The organism is Paenibacillus sp. LC231, from assembly GCF_001860525.1.
Taxonomy (GTDB): domain Bacteria; phylum Bacillota; class Bacilli; order Paenibacillales; family Paenibacillaceae; genus Paenibacillus_AQ.
This window is the reverse complement of sequence record NZ_JFOM01000009.1, coordinates 48,475-68,604: the sequence shown is the minus strand read 5'-3', so window position 1 is coordinate 68,604 and position 20,130 is coordinate 48,475. Positions and strand designations below refer to the sequence as shown.

The window sequence follows — 20,130 nt, the reverse complement described above, 5'->3', positions numbered from 1 at the left end:
ATAGGTGCCTGTCATCCAATGCAGAACAGGGGCAAAATGATTTGCCCCGCCGTTCTACAGATCATTTATAAAGCGTCACTTTAACCAATCTCACTTAAAAAGTGCTTTAGGATCCTTCTCTTTTATATTCGCGTTGTATTCCTGGACGATCTGGGCTCCGCCTTTGTCCATGTACTCCTGAACCAGTTTATCCCAATCGGATACGGGACGGGTGCCTGCAATCATTTTCACCTGCTCATCCATGACATACTTTTTCAGTTCTGCGCCTTTCTCGTTGTCCGTCGGCGACTCCAATCCATTGATCGGGTTGATATAAAGCTTCATATCCTTGTACATCGTTTCAATGGCTGCTACAAGATCTACCAGCTGTTTGGTCTGATACGTAATGGAATATACGTTGTCCGAGTCCTGCGGTACCCAGGATGAATTATCAACATAATACGTTGATGGCCCCAGGCCGTCTCTGCCGAAGTTTTCGTTGAAGACAGGCACGCCGTCTTGCATAACGTAACCTGAACCGACTTTGCCTGACCACCAGTCAAAATCGGCGTTCTTCTCATTCTTCTGATCCTGCGGATAGAATTTGCGGCCGAAATCGATCATTTCCAGCACTTTCTTCAGCTTTTCCGGCTCATCCTCAAGTTTAGCGCTCAGCACGGTAAGGCCGTTATACCCTGCTCCTGCCGTCAGTCCCTTGTTTCCGTATGGGTCCTCGAACGGCTCCAGGTGTATAAACTCGGCTTCGGGATGTATCGCCAGCAGCCCGTTCATATAGTCCTGCGACATGCCCCGCGGCGTTCCGATGAAGATGCCTGCCTTGCCGGAATAGAATTCCTTGTTCGTGTCTCCCCAGTTCAGGATCGCGTAGTCCTTCGTCATGGCTCCCTGCTTGTAAAGCTCGGACAGCATCGTAACAAACTCCCGGCGGCCTTCACCGATTATGCCCGGGATGTAGTTGCCCTGCGCATCCTGATGGTACCAGGCATCCGGGTCCCAATAGGGTCCCTGGTTAAAGTTCGGATTAATATCCTGGCCGATGGCAATCCCGTACGTGTCCTTTTTGCTGTTGCCGTCCGGATCTCCGTTCGTAAACGCCAGCGCTACCTCCTTCAGCTCCTCATAATTGGTCGGTGGTTTCAGGCCAAGCTTATCAAGCCAATCCTTGCGGATCACCGGTACCACCTGATACTTCGGGGCATATTGTGGAATCGCATAAATTTTGCCGTTTACTCGCATGGAGTCCCATATGTAATCGGGCACGGCCCTCAAGGTCGGATAATCGTTGATGAACGGCTCGAGGTCCAAAAACGCACCCTGCTTCGCAAACTTGTTGTAGCGGTTTTTCAAGTCGGTCGACATTAAGCCGATCATATCCGGAATCTGACCTGATGCGAATACAGCGTTGATCTTTTCATCAAAAGCGGTGTTCGGTACAAAAACAGGCTTGTAGTCCACATTGAATTTCTCGTTGATCATGTCAATGCCGGGACTTGAAGTCGGCGGCGGATCGCCATACCGGAAATCGATTGCGGTAATCGAAAACTTTGGATCCGCCTGCGCCGGGCTCTTATCTCCCGAAGCCGGGGCTTTCGGCTGCTCCTCCGCTTTCGGCTGGCCTCCGCATGCAGCCAGGCTGATAGAGAGCAAGGCCGCCATGACTGCGGTAAGTCTGCGTTTCTTTAACATGAGCTTTCCCCCATTCATATCAATGTCGGAGTGTGACCTCCATCTATGATTCATTCGACAGCCGCCATGGTCCGGCCGTGCGAAGTCATCAACCTTTGACGGCGCCCAGCATGACGCCCTTGGCGAAGTGCTTCTGCAAGAACGGATACACGATCAGGATCGGCAGCGTCGCCATCAGAATGGCGGCCATCTGAATCGTCTCGGGCGGAGGCGGATTTTCGAGGAACATATTATCCCCCCCGAGCGTGCCTGTCGTTTCCCCCACCACCACTATCTGTCTCAGCACCACCTGAATCGTCCATTTGGAGGGATCATTGATGTACAGAATCGGCGCAAAATAGTTGTTCCAGTGCGTAACTGCATAAAACAGGCTGAATGCCGCCAGTGCAGGCTTCGAGAGCGGCAGGATGATACGCCCGAAAATCTGCAGGTCATTCGCGCCATCCACAATGCCTGCCTCGATCATGTCGCTTGGGATGTTCATGAAAAATTGGCGGATGACAATCAGGTTGAAGGGCGCAATGGCCACCGGAAGAATTAGTGACCAGATGGAATCAAGCAGCCCTGTTTCCTGCACGACCAGATAGGTCGGAATCATGCCGGCCGAGAACAGGAGCGCAAATACGACCATAAACATAACGGTGCGCTGACCGACGATCGGACGGGACAAGGCGTATGCCATCGTCGCCGTAAAAAACAGATTGACGATGGTGCCAAGCACGGTAACCACCGAGGTGTTCAGCAGCGCCTGCCGGAACGTTCTGGAGGCCCAAATATATTCATAGGCGTCGGTCGTCCACTTGGACGGCCAAAGCAGCAGCTTGCTGCCCAGAAAATCCTCGAACGAGGAAAATGAAACCGAGAACAAATATACAAACGGAAATAGCATGACCGCGGATATGACAAGCAGCAGACTGATATTCACACCGTTAAACAAACGGTCCGCGATGGATTTTTGCTTCATGTGTCGATCTCCTCTCTGAAAGAATCGAATCGCTTAATATACGCCCTGCTCGCCAAAACGCTTGGACAGCCTGTTGGCGGCCATGACCAGCACGAGACCGACCAGTCCCTTGAATACGCCGACCGCGGTAGAGAAGCTGTAGTCCGACTGTTGAATACCCTTGTAATACACAAAGGTGTCGAGCGTATTGCCGATGTGCATGTTAAAGGCGTTCAGCTGAAGGAACACCTGCTCGAAGCCGATCTCCAGCACGTCACCGAGGCGTATGATCAGCATGATAATGATCGTGCTGCGGATGGCGGGCAGCGTAATATGCCAGATTTGGCGGAAGCGTCCTGCGCCGTCCATGACGGCCGCCTCGTACAGAGCCGGGTTAACGCCTGCGAGCGCCGCCAGGAAGATAATCGTTCCCCAGCCGGCTTCCTTCCATATGACCTCCAGCACCAGAAAGGCACGGAAATAATCGGGTTCAGTCAGAAAAGGAATCGTCTGCTCCAGGCCGAACAGCTCGCGGAGCACATCGTTGATCAGTCCTTCATTTCGGAAAAAGATCGTCACGATGCCGACCACCACGACCCAGGAGAGAAAATGCGGCATGTAAACGATGGATTGCAGCCCTCTTTTCAAGAGCGGATTGGTCACCTCGTTCAGCATGATGGCCAGAAAGATCGGTGCCGGAAATGCGAACGCGATTTGCAGAAAGGAAATGGTCAGGGTATTCCAGATAACCTGGATCACCTCGGAGCTTTCGAAAATACGGGCAAAGTTCGCGAATCCGACCCAAGGACTCTCCGCAAATCCCCGGAACGGACTGTATTCTTTAAAGGCAAGTGATATGCCCAGCATGGGCAGATACCGGTACACAATAAAATAGAGCAGGCCCGGCAGCAGCAAGAGGTACAAATAACGGTCCCTCCACATTCGAGTTCGGATTCGCTTCCATGCGCTCTTTTTGGCAGGAGCCGGTTTATTGATTTTCGAAGTCACGGTTTCCACATAGCTTCTCTCCCTTCCGCCTGACCACCTCTGCCGATGTTCATAAGATTACATTCATAATAGCCGGGTGGCGTGGTTTGTTCGACTTCCACGCCGGCAGTTATCAGCTTCAGCTTGAAGAGAACTTCTACCGGATGGGGATTATGCACGAAGCAGGTTGAATCGCGGGCATCGGTGTATATGCTTAGAGGCAGTTCCGCCTCGAAAGCGATGTCCCCACCGGACAGCCGCTCCGCCTTCCATAAATTAAGCTTGCCGTCACCGGAGATGCGGGCGGTATCTCCCAGGAAAGTAATGCCTCGGTAGCGTGCTTCAGCCGCGTCAGCGCAGAACAGCCAGACATCCTCCGTCCCGTTCTGCCATTCCACCGTTAAACCGTAGGTAAGGCTGCCGGCATTCTGTTCCTTTTGACGGATTTCCAGCCTTTCACCATATTGGAATCGCGGGTTGATCAGCGTGAGAAACCGCCGTCTTTTTCCCGACGCGCCCCCGACAGCAACATAAGGACCGTAGCTCTCCGCCCCTGGGTATTCACGGAGGGAAAGCATCTTCTCCTCGGGAAAAGGGAACATGAGCTGCAGAGCGGCCTTCTCACCCTGGAATACAACGGAGTCGCTTTCCAGGTTCTCGCCCGGTGCCTTGGGCTCATCGCCATCCAGAACCGCCGAGGTCGTATGAAACAGCAGTTCCGCCTCATCTGAATCCTGATGCAGCTCCACATCATCCACGACGACGTAATAAGCCGAATCGATATGTATGACAGATCGCTGGTAGCCTTTCAGCAGCCCCCCATAACTTTCGGTAGCGTTCCCGACAACCGCCTCGAATGACGGTAGCAGCAGTTCCTCCCGAAGATCGCCTCCTCCCAGGTGGAGCTGTCCCTGACCCTTGACGAGCAGCGAATTGTGTCCTACCGTGCCGGTAGTGTAATCCGCCTTCGGACCGGGTACATAATCCTGATAGCCAGGATTGGTCAGCAGCCATTCTCCGCCGACATTGATCACCAGATTGTTCTGGTCTCTGTGATTATGGTCCTTCGCCGAGCTGCTTGAGGTGAAGCACAGCAGATGATCCTCATCCCCCCATCCTGACCGCAGGGCGGCCCAGCCTACGCTCCGGAAGACCGCTGAAGCACATGCGCCGTACAGCTCTGACGGGCTCTTCGGGGAGGTCTCTTTCCGCAAATAAAGAAGCGAATTGTGATGTGCCGCAGCATGCTTCTGCAAGTACCACACCGCTGCCGGATGGCCGTAATGGGTAGCTGTCATGGCCATGAGGTATGCGATATCGAGCTTGGAAAATGAATCCGACAGATTCGGGAACGAGCTCTCCTCCCCCGGCGCCATCAGCCGAAAAAAACGCTCGGGAAGCTCTTCCCGTAAATACGGGTCCTGAACCAGGCTGTCATCGCCGCTGATCCTCCGGTAAAGATCCGCCGCCATCCAGGCATGTCGTGCTGCCACATTGTCGTACAGCAGCCCCTCTGTTTCGCCGGACACCCGTTTTCGTTCCAGATAGCTCTGAAGATAAGTAAGTCCGGCGTTTAAATATTTGGCGGCAAACGCGACCTCATCCATGATCGCCGCCGCACCGTACACCATCGCCACCTGCTTGGCTGCGACAATATTGTGCATATCACTGCTTCCGATATCGATGGCCAGCGGCTGCAGCCCTTTTTCCAGAATGGCTTGGCGAATGGATCGCCGCTCATCCTCCGTTAGAAGACGGTGAATGGCATCATAGGCACTCGAAACGCCAAGCAGCAGGTGAGCGTTGCTCAGATTTCCTTCTGCACCCCGCTCGTCAAACTCATACCATTTGCCGAAGGAAGTCAGGGACATCAGATGCTCCTTCACTCGCTCCGCATATTTTCTTTCATTCGTCACCAGGAAGGCCGTGGACATGACGACCAGCCGATCCTCAATCGCTCTGGCATACATCGTCCAGAAGGGGAAGAAGGTATGGCCTTGCGGTTCGGGCGCCCGCTTCGGCTCTGTCAGAGGCAGCTCAACCTTCCACTGCTCCGATATGGACGGATACAGCACTTCGAAGCTTTCTTCCTCCACATAGGCGTCCGCTTTTGCCAAATATTCCTCCCATAGCCGAGATGCATCGATGATCCTCAAAAAACGGCCGTCGCCCGGCTTAATCCGTTCCCGAAATGTCTTGAGTTCTTCTTCCGAAAACAATATTCTCGGATGGTCATGCAGCTTCATGCCTGAAGCCATACCTGCCGGCTGTACCCGCACCTTCCAGCTGCACGCTGATGGGCTATCGCCCTGGAAGTATACGGATACCTCCGTCTCGCCCGGCTTTAGCCCGGTTATCAGACTTCCGTTCACCCCAAGTGTCTCCGGATCGCTGCAGGTAATTCTATACGCTGAATCCAATTGGGGTTCTAGTCTCCCGCAGGGCTCCGCTAGCATGAAGCTCAGCCGGTGCTCCTCCCCCGTCTCCAGCAGCGAGGGCTTTATAAATTCCATCCGCAGCATCAATCTCAGCTCCTCCGTTAATAAGTGAGTTTCTTCCTGTACAATCGACCAAGAAAACGCTGTCATAATTTTATGGCAAACAATGCCCAATGGAGATCAGTCTCCGTTCATACCCTTCTCGGCAACTTGCTTACTTACGGACCCTCATTAACATACATGTATATTACTTGTATTTTAAATGATCTGTCAATTCAAATTTTTACACAAGATTCGCTGCTTTTCCTTTCATCCCAATATGGTTATCTCTTTCTATTTAGCTCATTTTCAGGACAAGGACTTGGTTTCACAAAACAAAAAGCCGCTAATTTAGCGACTTTTGAATGGTATTTGGTTCGTTCTTGTCTCTCGACAGCTACTTTAAGCTATACGGTTTTCTCTCCCTCTACAGCAATTACCTCCCTTGCTGCTTCTATGAAAGAAATTATGATAGGTGAAAGCCACTTGTCTTTATGCCATGACATTTGTGTATACACGTGCAAGTCCGGAATTTGCCATGGAAGGGCAACAAGTTCGCCCCGCTCAACTTCGGCTTCCGCGACGATTTCAGGAAGAAAGGCAATGCCGATTCCCGTGATTGCGCATTGTTTAATGGCTTCGGCACTTTGAAACTCTAAATAAGTAATACTATCAATGCCCTCTTTCTCAAAGGACCGGTCAAACATGGTTCGATAGGGACAACCCTTTTCATTCGTCAGAAACACTTCTCCGTGAAAATCTTCCAGCTGCAGCACAGTTCGTTTTGCAAGCGGGTGGTTCGGAGCGGCGAATAATCGGAAAGTTTCTTCCACCAACGGCTCCACCGCAAGTCCGCTTGAGCGAATAGGTTCGTCCAACATAAAGACGACATCCGCGGTCCCTTCAAAGAGCGTTTGCTTGAGTTCCTGATTGGGAACGGAGCGGAAGATGAGGCGCACGCCCGGATGGCGCGAACGAAAACGTTGAAAGACAACGGGAAGCCGATAGGCGCAAAGAACTTCGTTAGCGCTAATCGTTAGAGTGCCGCTTAAGTTATCATTGTCATGTACGACGCTGCGTGCTTCGTCCAATTTGTTTAGCACCCCTTCGACTTGAGTCAAAAAACGCTTACCCGCAGTCGTCAGAACGAGCTGCTTGCCCAAGCGGTCAAAGAGACGAACACCAAGCTCATCCTCCAATGCTTTCATTTGCATCGTGACATTGGAGGGGACATAGTTCAGCACCTCCGCAGCCCGACTAAAATTTAAAGTTGTGGCAACCGTGCGGAACGTGTTCAGTTGGCGCAATTCCATCATACGATCCCCCTTTTACCTTTTCACCTTCAAAATTATTGAATATAGCTTTGAAATCCATTCACTTTTATTGAGAGTATCATGGAACTATACTAACAACAAGAACTACATTTTAAATATATGGTTTCATTTTGAAGGGAGTAAACAATACGATGGATTATGAGATTTTTAATTTGGGTGACGTCACCTTGCAATCCGGAGTGACGTTACCGAACGCTTTTCTTGCTTATAAGACATATGGACAATTGAATGAGAAGAAAGATAATGTCATCGTCTATCCCACAGCTTTTGGCGACCACCATGTTCAGAATGAGTGGTTGATTGGAAACGATATGGCGCTAGATCCGAGAGAATACTTCATTATCGTTCCAAATCTGCTGGGCAACGGATTATCTTCGTCACCCAGCAACACGCCTCCCCCATTCGACCGGGCTAATTTTCCGCAGGTAACCATCTATGACAACGTTAAGTTCCAGCATCGGCTGGTCACCGAAAAATTCGGGATTCATAAGATTGCACTCGTCGTTGGATGGTCCATGGGAGGCATTCAAGCATTCCAGTGGGGAGCAAGTTATCCAGACATGGTGGAACGAATTGCCCCCTTCGCCGGTGTTGCAAAGACTTGGCCTCAAACGTATGTCGTCTTGGAAGGGATGAAAGCTGCACTCATAGCTGCAGTCGGCTCCAATACAAGTAAACTAGACCAGTTGACTTCTGCAGACATGCGTGCCGTTGGCCGTGTCTATGCGGGATGGGGAGTATCTCAAGCGTTTTACAGAAAGGAAATTTATCGTGAGCTGGGATTTGACGCATTGGCGGATTTTGTGGCTGGTTTTTGGGAGGAAAGCTTTATGCAGATGGATCCGCACAATGTCCTGGCCATGTTATGGACAGGGCAGCATGCAGATATTAGTGCAAACCCCTCTTATAACGGAGATTTCGATCAGGCGCTCAGAAGCATCAAAGCACTTGCGTGTGTGATGCCAGGGAGCACGGATCTTTTCTGCACGGCGGACGATAACGAATACGAGGCTAAGCTTATTCCTCATGCTGTGTTTAATCCGATCGAGTCGATCTGGGGACATTTTGCTGGTCGCGGTATCAACCAAGCCGATAATAAATGTATTGATGACAACCTTAAACGCTTGTTGGCGCTTAAGGCAAAAGGATAAATCATCACTCGATGCTACAAAATATCAATTCATTTCTCAAACTTTATTTTCTAATTATGGTTGAAACATGGCTCTCGTCTGTCATAACTCTCATGAAGTAACGACCCTGCCCGATCGTAATATGAGGTCACCAGAACTTGCTGGTTGACCTCTTTTTTGTAGTGCCCTTTCACATTCGTAATAAAAGCCATGCCTGAGGCAGGCCAATCCAAAAACCCGAAGCTGGCATTACGATAGCGCCGATCAAGCAGACACATAGCAGCATCCAACCGAGAACTGCGGGAGGAACGATCCCCTTCTTTTTAATCAGCCAATCCACCATATAGCCAAGCAACATTAGCAGAAATCCAAACATCGTGAACCAGAACGCGGTTCCACGATCCCACTGATCATCTGCCACTGTACCCCACAAGCCTTCAGTGATGAGGGGTTGTAATTGACTTGCGTATGCAAAAAGTCCATAAATCACATGCAGTAACCCGGTTAACATAAGCATCAGGCCAACATGGCGCTTAGCCCCACTTACCATATTGCTCCCTCCTTTTCTTCATAGCGATCAAGGCGCTGCCGCCGAGGATCCAGTTGATGTGCTGAACTGTATGAGTCCTGGCACGATTCATCTGATTACTGCTTCGGCGAATAGTGACCTCCGACTTCGCAAACGGCCTGACCATCGTCCGTTGGGTCAGAATGCCATGAATCAACGGCACTCCGATTCCGATGATCCGCGCCACTATTAATGCTATGTCATGCCAATTCAACTCAATACGTATCAGCAGCCGCAACGGTCATTGCAATATTTAGTACGATTTCGTAATAAATAAGAAAAATAAAGTGCCAGACTGGAATCAGTCACTCCTAGATTTGGACTTTACCGGATGATAGGTCGCGATACCGGTCCTCGAACGTAGGAGCGCCCCCATTCCGGCGACTTCTTTTTAGTACGAACTCGTAGTAAGTGGCTGCACCTAATTTAATACGTTTTCGTAGCAATGTCAAGATGCAAATGCCGTAGTTATTTTGTAAATAAACTCTTTGTGACCATTTCATTCGTCTCTAGGTAAATTGCTGCGCTATCTCCCAGACATGTCCTGCCGGATCCATGAAGGCAGCAGTGCGTACTCCCCAAGGCCGGTCCATTGGACCGTTAAGTAGAGTTACGCCATGTGGTTTCAATTCATCACACACTGCATCTACATCATCCACCCGGATGGTAAACTGGAAACGAGATCCGGATTCCCGGTTTGCGACTGTTCCAGGATGGATCAGACCATATGCTTCAGAAATATCCAGGAGATTTATGCTCATATTTCCGAAGTTGAATACCGCTGAAACAGCGTCTTCATATACGGCGGATAATCCGAATACTTCTTGATAGAACGCCCTCACCCTTTGCAAATCCTCTACAAACAAAGTTATCACATCAACATTCAAGGACCCTAAAGTTTTCATACATATCCCCCTTCACATTATAATTAAAACTCGAGTTTTTGTTCCAGTTCGGCCTTCTGGCGTAAGTGATGGCGGAAATGCATACCAACCAAATCAAACCACTCCCGTGCGTTGAGCCACCCAAATCCCTCATGTCTGACTTTATAATTTGGGTTTATTGCATGTAAGTTCTCCTCCCATTCATACATTCTCTGAAGCACCGTATCAAGTCCGCGAACGAGATCATCCACGGTTTCCGAATTACTTGGGGTATTCTCAGGCCCATCCGGTAATCTGATTTTTATCGGAGGAAATGAACCGGCGCAAAACAACTGGTCGCCAGCCTCTGTCTTTCCTTTCAGCTGCACTTCACTCATGGACGCACATCTTTGCACTTGGTCAAGGTAATCGAGAGCAGTGAGGATCATATGGTCATACATTTGGCCGAGCGACCATACTCCTCGTTCAGATACATGTCTTAATTGGTCGATGGAATACTGCTGCAGATTGATCTTGTATACATCGATTAGTTCCGAAGAATTCAATTGCCTCACCTTTCCATAACATCAAATCAACTCATCTTCATCCTATTACAGTAGCGTATTTAATATTTCTTTTTATTTGCTATTTTGTCTTGCTTTTCAGAGTCAAGCAATTTCACAAATCAGGCATGGTTCCAATAGTATATGTATCCTGTAATATTGGAAATTAATTACTGGGCAGTTGGATGCCATGCCAACCGATTACATCACATTGGCTATATTCATTATCGCCTACAGCCACCACCGTGCCATCTGATTTTACGCCGACAGTATGAACGCAACCCGCAGCAATTGCCACAATATCGCGCCAGCCGCTTACATTGCATTGGCCATGCTCATTCCAACCCACAGCCGTAACCGTACCGTCCGATTTTATGCCGATGGTATGATGACTACCCGCCGCTATCGCCACAATATCGCGCCAGCCGCTTACATCGCATTGGCCATGCTTATTTAAACCCGCAGCCACCACCGTGCCGTCCGACTTAAGCCCTACAGTATGAAGGTACCCCGCCTCTGCAGCCACAATGTCGCGCCAGCCGCTTACATTACATTGGCCATAACGATTGTTACCCACAGTTGTCACCATTCCATTCGATTTAAGCCCGACGGTATGCCAGTCACCAGCCGCAACCGCAACCATATCACGCCAGCCGCTTACATTGCATTGGCCTTCATGATCTCGACCCACAGCCACCACCGTGCCATCCGATTTAAGCGCGACGGTTCGACGCCAACCCGCCGCAACCGCCACGATGTCACGCCAGCCGTTTACATTGCATTGGTCATGCTTGTTCCAACCCACAGCTGCCACGGTGCCGTCCGTTCTAAGCCCGACGGTATGAGCATTACCTGTGTTCGTCGCCATATGAACATTCCCCGCCGCTACCGCCACCATATCGCGCCAGCCGCTTACATCACATTGGCCATATTTATTATCCCCTACAGCTGTTACCGTACCGTCCGAATTAAGTCCTACGGTATGACGGCAACCCGCTGCTATGATATCTTTCGGAATTGCCCATACCTTGCTAAACCCAAGTTCACCCTTTTCCATTAAGCTCTCCTCCTCGTTTGTTCTTGCTAACTTCGATCATACAACATTCATGCAAGTCCTCGTTTGATATACCCATAATCCTTGTGGGGATGGCTGTAAATCTCATAATGTTGTCATCATACTTCAGAGTTTGTCTTTAAGGAAGGTATAGCCAATGGTAGCAAATTGACATCCATACAAACCTTATGATACTATCCTTCCTATTCATAGAGTGAACTCGAAGTCTATAGTAGTTAATAGGAGAGATATGATGAAGACATATTCGATCAGTGAAGCAGCAAAGGTATTAAATGTCACAGCTTATACGCTACGTTACTACGACAAGGAAGGACTTATGCCTTTTGTTGAACGCACGGCAAGTGGACAACGTTTGTTTAAAGAATCCGATATTGCCGCTTTAAAGGTAATTGAATGTTTGAAATCCACTGGTATGCAAATTAAGGAAATAAAGACCTTCATAGATTGGGTGACAGATGGAGATACCACGTTGCAGCAAAGATTTGACATGTTTATGGAACGAAAAGCTATAGTGGAAAAACAGATGGAAGAACTAAAACAAACAATGGAACTGGTCGAGCATAAATGCTTATACTACAAAACGGCATTAGAAGCCGGAACTGAAGAAATTCATAAAAACAATAAAATAGAAATCCCTATTTCTAACTAATAGATGAGCCTCCTGTAATTAAATAAATACGGGTGGCTCTTTCTTTTATTTCTTATACATTAGCCGATCTCTAAATTGTTAAAATCCTCTCTTGCTTTAGAGTTAACTCTATGGTTTACACTCAATTTATACTCAAAGGAGGAATCGAGATGACGATTGAAAACAAAGTAGTTATAATCACTGGAGCTTCTTCCGGAATTGGAGAAGCTACTGCAAAATTATTGGCAAGTAAGGGTGCCAGAATTGTTATGGGCGCACGCCGCGAAGACAAATTAAAAGCCTTGGCTGAGGAAATTCAAAAAGCTGGTGGACATGCTGCTTATCGTGTAACAGATGTTGTTAATCCAGATGATAGTCATAAACTTGTTCAGCTAGCTAAAGACACTTTTGGCGGTGTCGATGTAATCTTCTTGAACGCTGGACTAATGCCTAATTCCCCCCTGTCCGAATTAAAAACAGACGAGTGGCACCAGATGGTTGACGTTAATATTAAAGGTGTATTGAATGGTATCGCCGCAGTATTGCCAACATTCACATCGCAAAAGTCTGGACATATCATCACTACTTCATCCGTGGCCGGGCTCAAAGCTTACCCAGGCGGTGCGGTTTATGGCGCAACAAAGTGGGCTGTGCGGGATTTGATGGAAGTGTTGCGCATGGAATCAGCCCAAGAAGGTACGAACATCCGCACAGCAACGATATATCCCGCAGCAATTAACACGGAATTGTTGGATACGATTACGGATAAGAATATTTCTGAAGGAATGACTGCGTTGTACGAACAATATGGTATTACACCCGACCGGGTTGCCAATGTTGTCGCATTCGCGATTGATCAGCCAGAAGATACGAACGTTAATGAATTTACAATTGGACCGACAAAGCAACCTTGGTAATACTCACAAGATAAAGCGAAGAGCTATTCAGCTTCTTAAGATCAGGCTGTCGAGAAGACCTCGACAGCCTTGTTATATGTATCATAATAAAAAGACCCTCAAAGAGAGCCCTTTTTAGGTCAATGCTATGAATATTGATTAAGGACGATTCTGCTAACACCTCTACTCTGCAGTCGTTGTAGCGGGATTCTCACTATATTATTCTTCGAACAACTTCTCGCCGCGATGGAGCCGCCATGCAATTTTAGCCGTATGTGGCGTCTCACGGGAAGTTGGAGCATGCGACGCCAAATAACGGGTAACCGCAAGGATCAGCGTTTCACGGGCCTTCTCTGCGAACGGTCCAGACTCGGAAGCCCAGCGGTCATATTCCGTCACGGCCGCCTCGTACATCTGGAAGGTGTGGAATTCTGCATCCTCTCGAAGGAGCGCATGACCCAATACGTTGAATAAAGGTTCTGGCTTTCCGCCGCTGCGCAGATAACGGATCACCCATTCCGCCGCCGGCGCCACTTGCTGTTGCTTGTTGAGAATCTCAAGCAGCTCGGCGGGCTGCGGTACTTCCTCTGTTGCACCCATTGCATCTGGTCTCGCTGCAGCTGGGACGTTCAAAAACCGGTCGAGGTAAATCGTAGCCGCAGTATGGAAAATACCCCGAACCAGCCATAAATCAGCGGAGCGGATCAAACCTTCGTGAACGGCGTGAGCATGCGTAAAGGTGTGCAGCACCGAGATCCAGTCCCCGAAATCGTTATGCATATGGAAGCGGACGATCCGTTCTGCCGCAGCCAATGCGGCAATTTGCGAGATCCGCACTGGAGAAACGCCCCCGAGTAAAGCATCCTTCAACATGTGTACTGTCCGAAGCGGATCATCGCCAAGCAGCGCTTGAAGCAGTGCCTCGTCATCGATGCCAGACCCCCCGCTTCCTGTTGAAACGCCTTTTTGGGACAGCTCCTCAAACGCTTCTTTTATCGGTTGAACCAAATTGACCGGGGACTGCCAGCTATGAAGCTCTTCGCTCCGCGATGCGTTCCCAAACATCGGAACGAGTGAAGCGAGTACATATTGGTGTTGCTCGTGCCCGATGTACTTCAAGCTCTCAAATGCCTTATTATGGAAGTCTAGCGTATGGCCTCCATTAATATAGAAATGATCCGTTGCGGCCATGCTCATCATAGAGAATAATCGCTTCTTATCGGTCCCCGCCGCTTGCACGGCAGTCAGCAGTACCCGTTCCGCACCGCGCGTATCCCGAACCTCAATGCAATCGCGGTACCATCCCGTCAACCGTTCTTCGGATACGCCTGCATCCGGAAGTGGATCGAGTAAGAATCGCGTTCCGCTACCGGCTGATTCGCGCGCCGTGTGCAGGAGTCCTTGAAACAACGCAAGGATCCGGCCTTGTTTATCAAGCTTTGGCAAGACGTTGGCCATCGCGGTCAGAATCGTTAATCCAGAGCCCCACCCTTGCCTGCGCTGTTTGACCCCAAATTCGATCCCAATCGCGGCAATTTCCGTATCTGTAACGCCCGCCTCCATTAATCCGACTATGGCCTTGGCTATGACAAGACCGATATTTTGCTCAAGGCCGCTCAGAAGTCGGTCTTTATACAGCTGTACTTGATTGCTGTTCCTGGATTTTGGGTTGACCCATATCAATCCGTCTTGAACGGTTATATCGTGTACCGGTACATCGTCCGCCCAAGGGTCCAGCGTTCCGCCGCTGCATACATCAAACCGGGCATGATGCCAATGGCATGTCAAAATTCCGTTGCATAAACTTCCCATGTGGAGCGGAAAACCGAGGTGAGGGCACCGGTTGTCAAGCGCGTGCACTTCATCCTCGTGATAAAATACTACGATGCCCCCCTTAATCAGCTTCGGTCCTTCTCGAAGATCATCCACCGTACCCGCCTGAATCCAACCATTCATGAAAACGCCTCCATTTTTAAATATCATGCGAATTCCTTGCATATAGAATATCTTATTTCCAAAACTTTTGAAACATGTATGTTTAAAAAGTGAATAAAAATCGATTACTAGGAATGTTTTGTAGGATTATACATGGAGTTCCTCAGAAATATGGATACAGAACTTAAAACCAAAAATAGAATTCCCCCAAAGACAACGTATTGGATTCCTAATCTTGATATAAATAGTCCACACACTGTGGCTCCAATGGTTGTTCCTAAATTTGTCGATGTCAAGAATATACCATTCGCAAACTCGGGAGCCTCGGGAGCTGTGGACGTAATCCAGTATTGATTGATGTTAGCTCCTATTCCGGCCAAAATTCCCCAGAGTAAAATGATTAGGTACATTGGTACACTAAAGCGTCCCAAGAAGAACAAGATGAGATATATTGCTCCTAACGCAAAAGGAAAAATGACCACAGATTTAATGGCATTTTTAGTAAGCAGCTTCCCGGCTAGAATGTTTCCTACAATATTAGCCCCTCCGTATATCAGTAACATTAGGCTAATCGTGTTCCAAGTCATCATCGTAATATTCTCAAGATACTTCGAAAGGTAACTGTAAACACCGAATACGGCTCCATTCATGAAAATGACGGCGGCAATGGAATGCCAGGTAATTGATCTTTTTAGTACACTTAATTGTGTTCCGTATGAAGTTTTTTCACCAACAGGCATAGACGGTACAAAAAGGAGTGTTGCAATAAAAACCACCGCATTTACTATCGCAAAAAATAACATCGCCATTCCTAACGAAGTAGCGTTCGCTATTACGCTTGTAACAGGAACTCCAAGTACCATTCCTGCGGATACTCCAATAAATACCTTGGATACAGCTTTTGGCGCATCTTCCTTGCTAACCGATGCAGCAGCCACTGTAAAAGCCAATGAAACATAAATGGGATGAAAGAATGCTGGAACCACACGAGCAATTAATAATATTGTAAAGTTTGTTGTGATTGCGGAGACAACGTTACCCAGAAAAAAAATACCGAGTACAAGGAGCATGACCTTCTTCCGATTCATGCCAGAAAACAATAAAGGCAAGGTTGGACCAGATATTGCAACCGCAAGTGCAAAGAGACTCACGATCAGCCCTGCTTTGGTTATACTGACATTAAAGTCATCCGCAATTAACGGCATGATCCCAATAACGCCCATTTCGGTATTTAGAATACCGAAAACCCCAAAAGTCAAAATGAATATAAGCAAATTTGTTCGTTGGGATTTCATATTTATCTCCTATCTTCATTTGTCCAAAAACCGGGTTAAGGAATAATTCCCCGACCCGGTTTTAGACGTCGAGATGTCTATGTTGTGGTTTATCTGATCTTGGAGGCCGACAATCTTGTGCTCTGCAATACTAACGGCATCAGATCCGGCGATAAAGCCGTTACCTTTGTTATTTATTTTAACGTGCTTTGTGCGCATAGCAAATACTCATATCTTATACCTAGATATGCTTGATAAGCATTTCTGAAACGTTTATTGTTAAGACTAAAGGAGGAGTATGAATGGATGTTAGAGTTTTGCGTTACTTTCTAACGGTTGCAAGTGAAGGAAGTATTACGGGTGCCGCTAATTTTTTGCATCTTACACAGCCAACCTTGTCAAGGCAATTAAAAGATCTCGAACAAGAGTTAGGAAAGAAACTATTTATTCGTAGTAGTCACAATATCATTCTCACAGCTGAAGGAATGCTGTTAAGAAAGAGAGCAGAAGAAATCGTTGATATGGTCGATAGATTAGCGGCAGAATTTAGATCCATGGAAGAAACAATAAGTGGTGATGTTTATATAGGCGGTGGGGAAACAGACGCCATGAAGCAGATTGCACGGGTAGTAAGAGACTTGCAGTCAAGCTATCCAAATATACGGTATCACCTCTACTGCGGAAACGAAGATGATGTAACTGAACGGCTTGACAAGGGACTGCTTGAATTTGGTATTTTGATTCAACCAGCTGATTTATCAAAATACAACTATATCAATATTCCCGCCAAGGATGTTTGGGGCGTTGTTATGAGGAAAGACAGTCCTCTTGCTTTCAAAGATACCATTCAACCAGCAGATTTAATACATGTTCCGCTAATCTGTTCAAGACAGGCCATGAAGCAGACATTTTCTAAAAATGAATTTGCGGCTTGGTTTGGTGATGGTTTTGATAAATTAAACGTCGTAACTACATATAACCTTGCATATAATGCTGCCATTATGGTTGAAGAAGGCATTGGTTATGCAATAGCGCTTGATAAAATAGTGAATACGTCTAGTGATAGCAGCCTTTGCTTTAGACCGCTAGAGCCAAGATTGAATCAGGCTTAAATATGGTTTGGAAAAAACATCAGGTCTTTTCGTCAGCTGCCGATTTGTTTTTAAAAGAAATTCAAGCGAAATTCAGAAATTTATTATCAGATGCGTAGAAAGACCTTTCTCGGGAAGGACTTCACATTACTTGAGAATTCGTCGTAAAAGTTACTTCTCCACAATCTGAATTAGGTTACCGCACGTATCGTCGAAGACAGCTATTGTAAGCTCGCCCATTTTTGTCGGCTCCATAGTAAACTTTACGCCTTGTTCCAACAATCGTTTATACTCTTTATTAATATCTGCAACGCCAAACATGGTTGCTGGGATGCCATCGGCATATATCTTCTTTTGATACTCCTTGGCGGCAGGATGGTTATTCGGTTCGAGTAAAAGCTCGGTACCGTCCTGCTCATCGGGCGAAACAAGCGTTATCCACCTAAATTCTCCGACGGGAACGTCCTCCTTTTTTACAAAACCCAGCTTTTCTGAATAAAACTCCAGTGCCTTGTCTTGATCTTCCACGAATATACTGGTAACCATTATTTTCATGCTGTTATTGCCTCCTTTGATATTTGCAACGTTGGTGCTCTGTTAACAATCTGACTCTAAACAGAAAAAACCATACATTCGTCAGAAGAAAGAGGCTGTTCTTGAGACAGCCTCTTTCTTGCAGCTTATATGGAGCGATTTTCATGCATCGCCTCGTATTAGGAATCGCTTTTAACCGTAGATAACGAAACGAGGACCGGACCGGCAAAATCCGAAGCTTCCTCGCCTTTTGGATTGTGAAGACGGAACAGGAAAGCGGCGCCTGTTTCAGACTTCCACACCATATAATCGTTTATCCCTTCACTACCCGATGCTTGAAGATAAAGTTCTGCGGAACCCAGCGGATGCTCAACGAGCTCTCCGCTAAAATCGGATACTTCGCCACGCTCTTCCAATTCCTTGTTTCCTTCAGTTTTAAGCTGCGTTAGGTCATAATTTGCCGGCAGCGCTTCGATGGTGACCTCGTATTCCGGATTGCCGCTAAGAAACAGACGTCCTTTGTCAGCGTCGAAAGCAAACTTTTCGAATACGTATAAGGAAAAGCCGTTGCCTTGATGCAAGGTGGCTGGAAGTGACTGGTTACCCTCACCCGTCATCAACTCAAAATTCTCGCTCTGGGGACGCGTCACTTCGGGTGCTTGCTCGTTATCAGTTTCAGGGGCCGTGGCCTCTTCATTGGCCGGTGTCGATATTTCAGGACTGGCGGGTGGCTCAGCCGTTCCTGAACATGCCGTGAGCGATAGAACCATGACGAACATCGAAATTTTTATGAATGCAGAGAGTCTTGGATTCACATGAGTTCACGCCTTTCTGTATTTCGTTCATACGCTTCATGACTGCAATGGATGATCACTCAGCCACTGATTTCACGATATTGGCAATCGGTTTGAGTCATTGATTAATGTGATCCGTTATGAGTCATTACCCAAGGAAGGGTGTCGAAACGCAAAAAACGTGGTCGAATTCTCCAAAATATCGAGCAATGCATTCAAATAGTCGGCTCTCCCCCCTCTTCTTAGATAGACGTGACTACTGCATGTAAAGTTACAGATCTGTCTGCAATGAGGCGGATCTCAATTTCATTAAGTCTCCACGAGATTACACAGCAATAACTCCCATCTTTATCCTTCTGATGCCGAATAATGCTCGTCGCTAAGGTATGCGCGAATGACAATGTCTTGGTCGTGATTGCCGAATCCGGCTCCATAAAGCGTCAATCCCCCTGCGTTAACCGCATGCTCATCAACCGCGAAACGAATTGTCCAGAACGGTTCCCACAGCTTGATATCCCCGAGGGTCACCTCTGACATCCGTTCATTATCCATGTACGTACCCGATGCATCAATCCGGATCGTTTTCAATAACCCGTATTGATTCACATTTCGATGCCACCAATCAGGTGTAAATCTCCCTCGAGCCGCTCTTCCGAAATCAGCCGGACTTGTCCATGTCCCAAGAGGGATCCCGTTGAATGTGAAATCAATATCCGATGGCCAATGGTCTCTTAAACCTGGAGCTTCTGAAGCAATTTCCATGGAGATTTCAATGTATTCGGCGGATTGATCGGCTAGTAAAAAGTTAGGCATTTTGTACTCAACATAGCCCCACCCAAACCACAGAATGGCGGCGTGTACCCGCTCGGGATCGAGAAAGTATCGCGGGTCGTCCCAAATTCCGATTTCTTTCTCACGCGTACCAAGCCCGCAAGTCGGATGGACCTCAAAAGCGGTGTAATGACCGACTGAAATACGCTGCTCTCTGATCTTTGGGGGTTGGCTGGCAAAAGGCAGCTCAATCTCGATGGTTTTTTGTTTGAGGAAACACATTTTGTGCGTTCCCCCGCCCTGCCGTACCCTACGACTTCCGATGAGTCCGGCTTGTTCGAGTTTTCGGATGTGCATGGTGACGATCGATGGACTAAGTTCCAATCGATTGGCAATATCCTTCACATTCAGCTCGTGATCGGCAATGAGACTCATGATGTTCCATCTGACCTCGCTGGCTAAGGCTTCATATAGCGGCATGAATTTCGGTTCCCCGTTTGCTTTGATGATCATCATAATCTCCTCGTATCTGTTGAAATCACATATATATTAATTTAATAGAATCAACATAAATCTTCAAA

Annotated in this window: 17 protein-coding genes and 1 pseudogene; 4 read left to right on the top strand and 14 right to left on the bottom strand. The window is 47.8% G+C overall.

Going from position 1 to position 20,130, the window contains the following annotated elements; all coding sequences use genetic code 11:
• Positions 1 to 90: 90 nt before the first annotated feature.
• The 5 genes from AK95_RS05440 to AK95_RS05420 all read right to left on the bottom strand — a co-directional run bounded on the left by AK95_RS05440 (position 91) and on the right by AK95_RS05420 (position 7,406).
• On the bottom strand, positions 91 to 1,686 hold the full coding sequence (locus AK95_RS05440; RefSeq protein ID WP_071218965.1) for an extracellular solute-binding protein: 1,596 nt from the start codon (positions 1,684 to 1,686) through the stop codon (positions 91 to 93).
• An 88-nt stretch (positions 1,687 to 1,774) separates the two neighbouring features.
• Positions 1,775 to 2,650 carry a carbohydrate ABC transporter permease gene (locus AK95_RS05435; RefSeq protein ID WP_071218964.1) on the bottom strand — a complete coding sequence of 292 codons (876 nt, stop codon included), beginning with the start codon at positions 2,648 to 2,650 and terminating at the stop codon, positions 1,775 to 1,777.
• Between the two features lie 33 nt (positions 2,651 to 2,683).
• Positions 2,684 to 3,646, bottom strand: coding sequence for an ABC transporter permease (locus AK95_RS05430; RefSeq protein ID WP_071218963.1), 963 nt, complete (start codon positions 3,644 to 3,646; stop codon positions 2,684 to 2,686).
• Complete coding sequence (locus AK95_RS05425) at positions 3,634 to 6,138, bottom strand: heparinase II/III domain-containing protein (RefSeq protein ID WP_235613002.1); 2,505 nt, start codon at positions 6,136 to 6,138, stop codon at positions 3,634 to 3,636. Before AK95_RS05425 ends, AK95_RS05430 begins: the two co-directional genes overlap by 13 nt.
• Positions 6,139 to 6,500: 362 nt before the next feature.
• The gene (locus AK95_RS05420) at positions 6,501 to 7,406 is read right to left on the bottom strand and encodes a LysR family transcriptional regulator (RefSeq protein WP_071218962.1); all 906 of its coding nucleotides are present in this window, start codon (positions 7,404 to 7,406) and stop codon (positions 6,501 to 6,503) included.
• Positions 7,407 to 7,558: 152 nt separating this feature from the next.
• Between AK95_RS05420 and AK95_RS05415 the strand changes: the two genes are divergently transcribed.
• Positions 7,559 to 8,578 carry an alpha/beta fold hydrolase gene (locus AK95_RS05415; protein WP_071218961.1) on the top strand — a complete coding sequence of 340 codons (1,020 nt, stop codon included), beginning with the start codon at positions 7,559 to 7,561 and terminating at the stop codon, positions 8,576 to 8,578.
• Between the two features lie 169 nt (positions 8,579 to 8,747).
• Here AK95_RS05415 and AK95_RS05410 read toward each other — a convergent pair whose 3' ends face one another.
• From AK95_RS05410 to AK95_RS05395, 4 genes are all read right to left on the bottom strand, one after another.
• The gene (locus AK95_RS05410; RefSeq protein ID WP_071218960.1) at positions 8,748 to 9,107 is read right to left on the bottom strand and encodes a DUF6463 family protein; all 360 of its coding nucleotides are present in this window, start codon (positions 9,105 to 9,107) and stop codon (positions 8,748 to 8,750) included.
• A 527-nt stretch (positions 9,108 to 9,634) separates the two neighbouring features.
• Complete coding sequence (locus AK95_RS05405) at positions 9,635 to 10,030, bottom strand: VOC family protein (RefSeq protein ID WP_071218959.1); 396 nt, start codon at positions 10,028 to 10,030, stop codon at positions 9,635 to 9,637.
• 23 nt (positions 10,031 to 10,053) lie between these two features.
• A complete protein-coding gene (locus AK95_RS05400) occupies positions 10,054 to 10,563 on the bottom strand; it encodes a DinB family protein (protein ID WP_343225158.1) in 510 nt (169 codons plus the stop codon).
• Positions 10,564 to 10,717: 154 nt separating this feature from the next.
• The gene (locus AK95_RS05395; RefSeq protein WP_071218957.1) at positions 10,718 to 11,608 is read right to left on the bottom strand and encodes an RCC1 domain-containing protein; all 891 of its coding nucleotides are present in this window, start codon (positions 11,606 to 11,608) and stop codon (positions 10,718 to 10,720) included.
• Positions 11,609 to 11,858: 250 nt separating this feature from the next.
• Between AK95_RS05395 and AK95_RS05390 the strand changes: the two genes are divergently transcribed.
• Positions 11,859 to 12,275, top strand: a complete 417-nt coding sequence (locus AK95_RS05390) for a MerR family transcriptional regulator (protein ID WP_071218956.1) — start codon at positions 11,859 to 11,861, stop codon at positions 12,273 to 12,275.
• A 149-nt stretch (positions 12,276 to 12,424) separates the two neighbouring features.
• Complete coding sequence (locus AK95_RS05385) at positions 12,425 to 13,171, top strand: SDR family oxidoreductase (RefSeq protein WP_071218955.1); 747 nt, start codon at positions 12,425 to 12,427, stop codon at positions 13,169 to 13,171.
• 198 nt (positions 13,172 to 13,369) lie between these two features.
• On the opposite strand, the gene AK95_RS05380 is transcribed toward AK95_RS05385, so the two are convergent.
• On the bottom strand, positions 13,370 to 15,106 hold the full coding sequence (locus tag AK95_RS05380) for a Rieske (2Fe-2S) protein (protein ID WP_071218954.1): 1,737 nt from the start codon (positions 15,104 to 15,106) through the stop codon (positions 13,370 to 13,372).
• 107 nt (positions 15,107 to 15,213) lie between these two features.
• The gene (locus AK95_RS05375; RefSeq protein WP_071218953.1) at positions 15,214 to 16,380 is read right to left on the bottom strand and encodes an MFS transporter; all 1,167 of its coding nucleotides are present in this window, start codon (positions 16,378 to 16,380) and stop codon (positions 15,214 to 15,216) included.
• 281 nt (positions 16,381 to 16,661) lie between these two features.
• On the opposite strand from AK95_RS05375, the pseudogene AK95_RS05365 reads away from it, so the two are divergent.
• Positions 16,662 to 17,569, top strand: a pseudogene (locus AK95_RS05365) (LysR family transcriptional regulator).
• Positions 17,570 to 17,621: 52 nt separating this feature from the next.
• Here AK95_RS05365 and AK95_RS05360 read toward each other — a convergent pair.
• From AK95_RS05360 to AK95_RS05350, 3 genes are all read right to left on the bottom strand, one after another.
• Positions 17,622 to 18,005, bottom strand: coding sequence for a VOC family protein (locus AK95_RS05360; protein WP_071218951.1), 384 nt, complete (start codon positions 18,003 to 18,005; stop codon positions 17,622 to 17,624).
• Positions 18,006 to 18,163: 158 nt separating this feature from the next.
• A complete protein-coding gene (locus AK95_RS05355; protein ID WP_071218950.1) occupies positions 18,164 to 18,799 on the bottom strand; it encodes a hypothetical protein in 636 nt (211 codons plus the stop codon).
• Between the two features lie 327 nt (positions 18,800 to 19,126).
• Positions 19,127 to 20,059, bottom strand: coding sequence for an ArsR/SmtB family transcription factor (locus AK95_RS05350; RefSeq protein ID WP_071219093.1), 933 nt, complete (start codon positions 20,057 to 20,059; stop codon positions 19,127 to 19,129).
• Between the last annotated feature and the right edge of the window lie 71 nt (positions 20,060 to 20,130).

Bases quoted from the DNA above. Each gene is read 5' to 3' on its own strand.
- AK95_RS05440 (WP_071218965.1), bottom strand. From the start codon at position 1,686: ATGTTAAAGAAACGCAGACTTACCGCAGTCATGGCGGCCTTGCTCTCT.
- AK95_RS05435 (WP_071218964.1), bottom strand. From the start codon at position 2,650: ATGAAGCAAAAATCCATCGCGGACCGTTTGTTTAACGGTGTGAATATC.
- AK95_RS05425 (WP_235613002.1), bottom strand. From the start codon at position 6,138: ATGCTGCGGATGGAATTTATAAAGCCCTCGCTGCTGGAGACGGGGGAG.
- AK95_RS05420 (WP_071218962.1), bottom strand. From the start codon at position 7,406: ATGGAATTGCGCCAACTGAACACGTTCCGCACGGTTGCCACAACTTTA.
- AK95_RS05415 (WP_071218961.1), top strand. From the start codon at position 7,559: ATGGATTATGAGATTTTTAATTTGGGTGACGTCACCTTGCAATCCGGA.
- AK95_RS05410 (WP_071218960.1), bottom strand. From the start codon at position 9,107: ATGGTAAGTGGGGCTAAGCGCCATGTTGGCCTGATGCTTATGTTAACC.
- AK95_RS05405 (WP_071218959.1), bottom strand. From the start codon at position 10,030: ATGAAAACTTTAGGGTCCTTGAATGTTGATGTGATAACTTTGTTTGTA.
- AK95_RS05395 (WP_071218957.1), bottom strand. From the start codon at position 11,608: ATGGAAAAGGGTGAACTTGGGTTTAGCAAGGTATGGGCAATTCCGAAA.
- AK95_RS05390 (WP_071218956.1), top strand. From the start codon at position 11,859: ATGAAGACATATTCGATCAGTGAAGCAGCAAAGGTATTAAATGTCACA.
- AK95_RS05385 (WP_071218955.1), top strand. From the start codon at position 12,425: ATGACGATTGAAAACAAAGTAGTTATAATCACTGGAGCTTCTTCCGGA.
- AK95_RS05380 (WP_071218954.1), bottom strand. From the start codon at position 15,106: ATGAATGGTTGGATTCAGGCGGGTACGGTGGATGATCTTCGAGAAGGA.
- AK95_RS05375 (WP_071218953.1), bottom strand. From the start codon at position 16,380: ATGAAATCCCAACGAACAAATTTGCTTATATTCATTTTGACTTTTGGG.
- AK95_RS05360 (WP_071218951.1), bottom strand. From the start codon at position 18,005: ATGAAAATAATGGTTACCAGTATATTCGTGGAAGATCAAGACAAGGCA.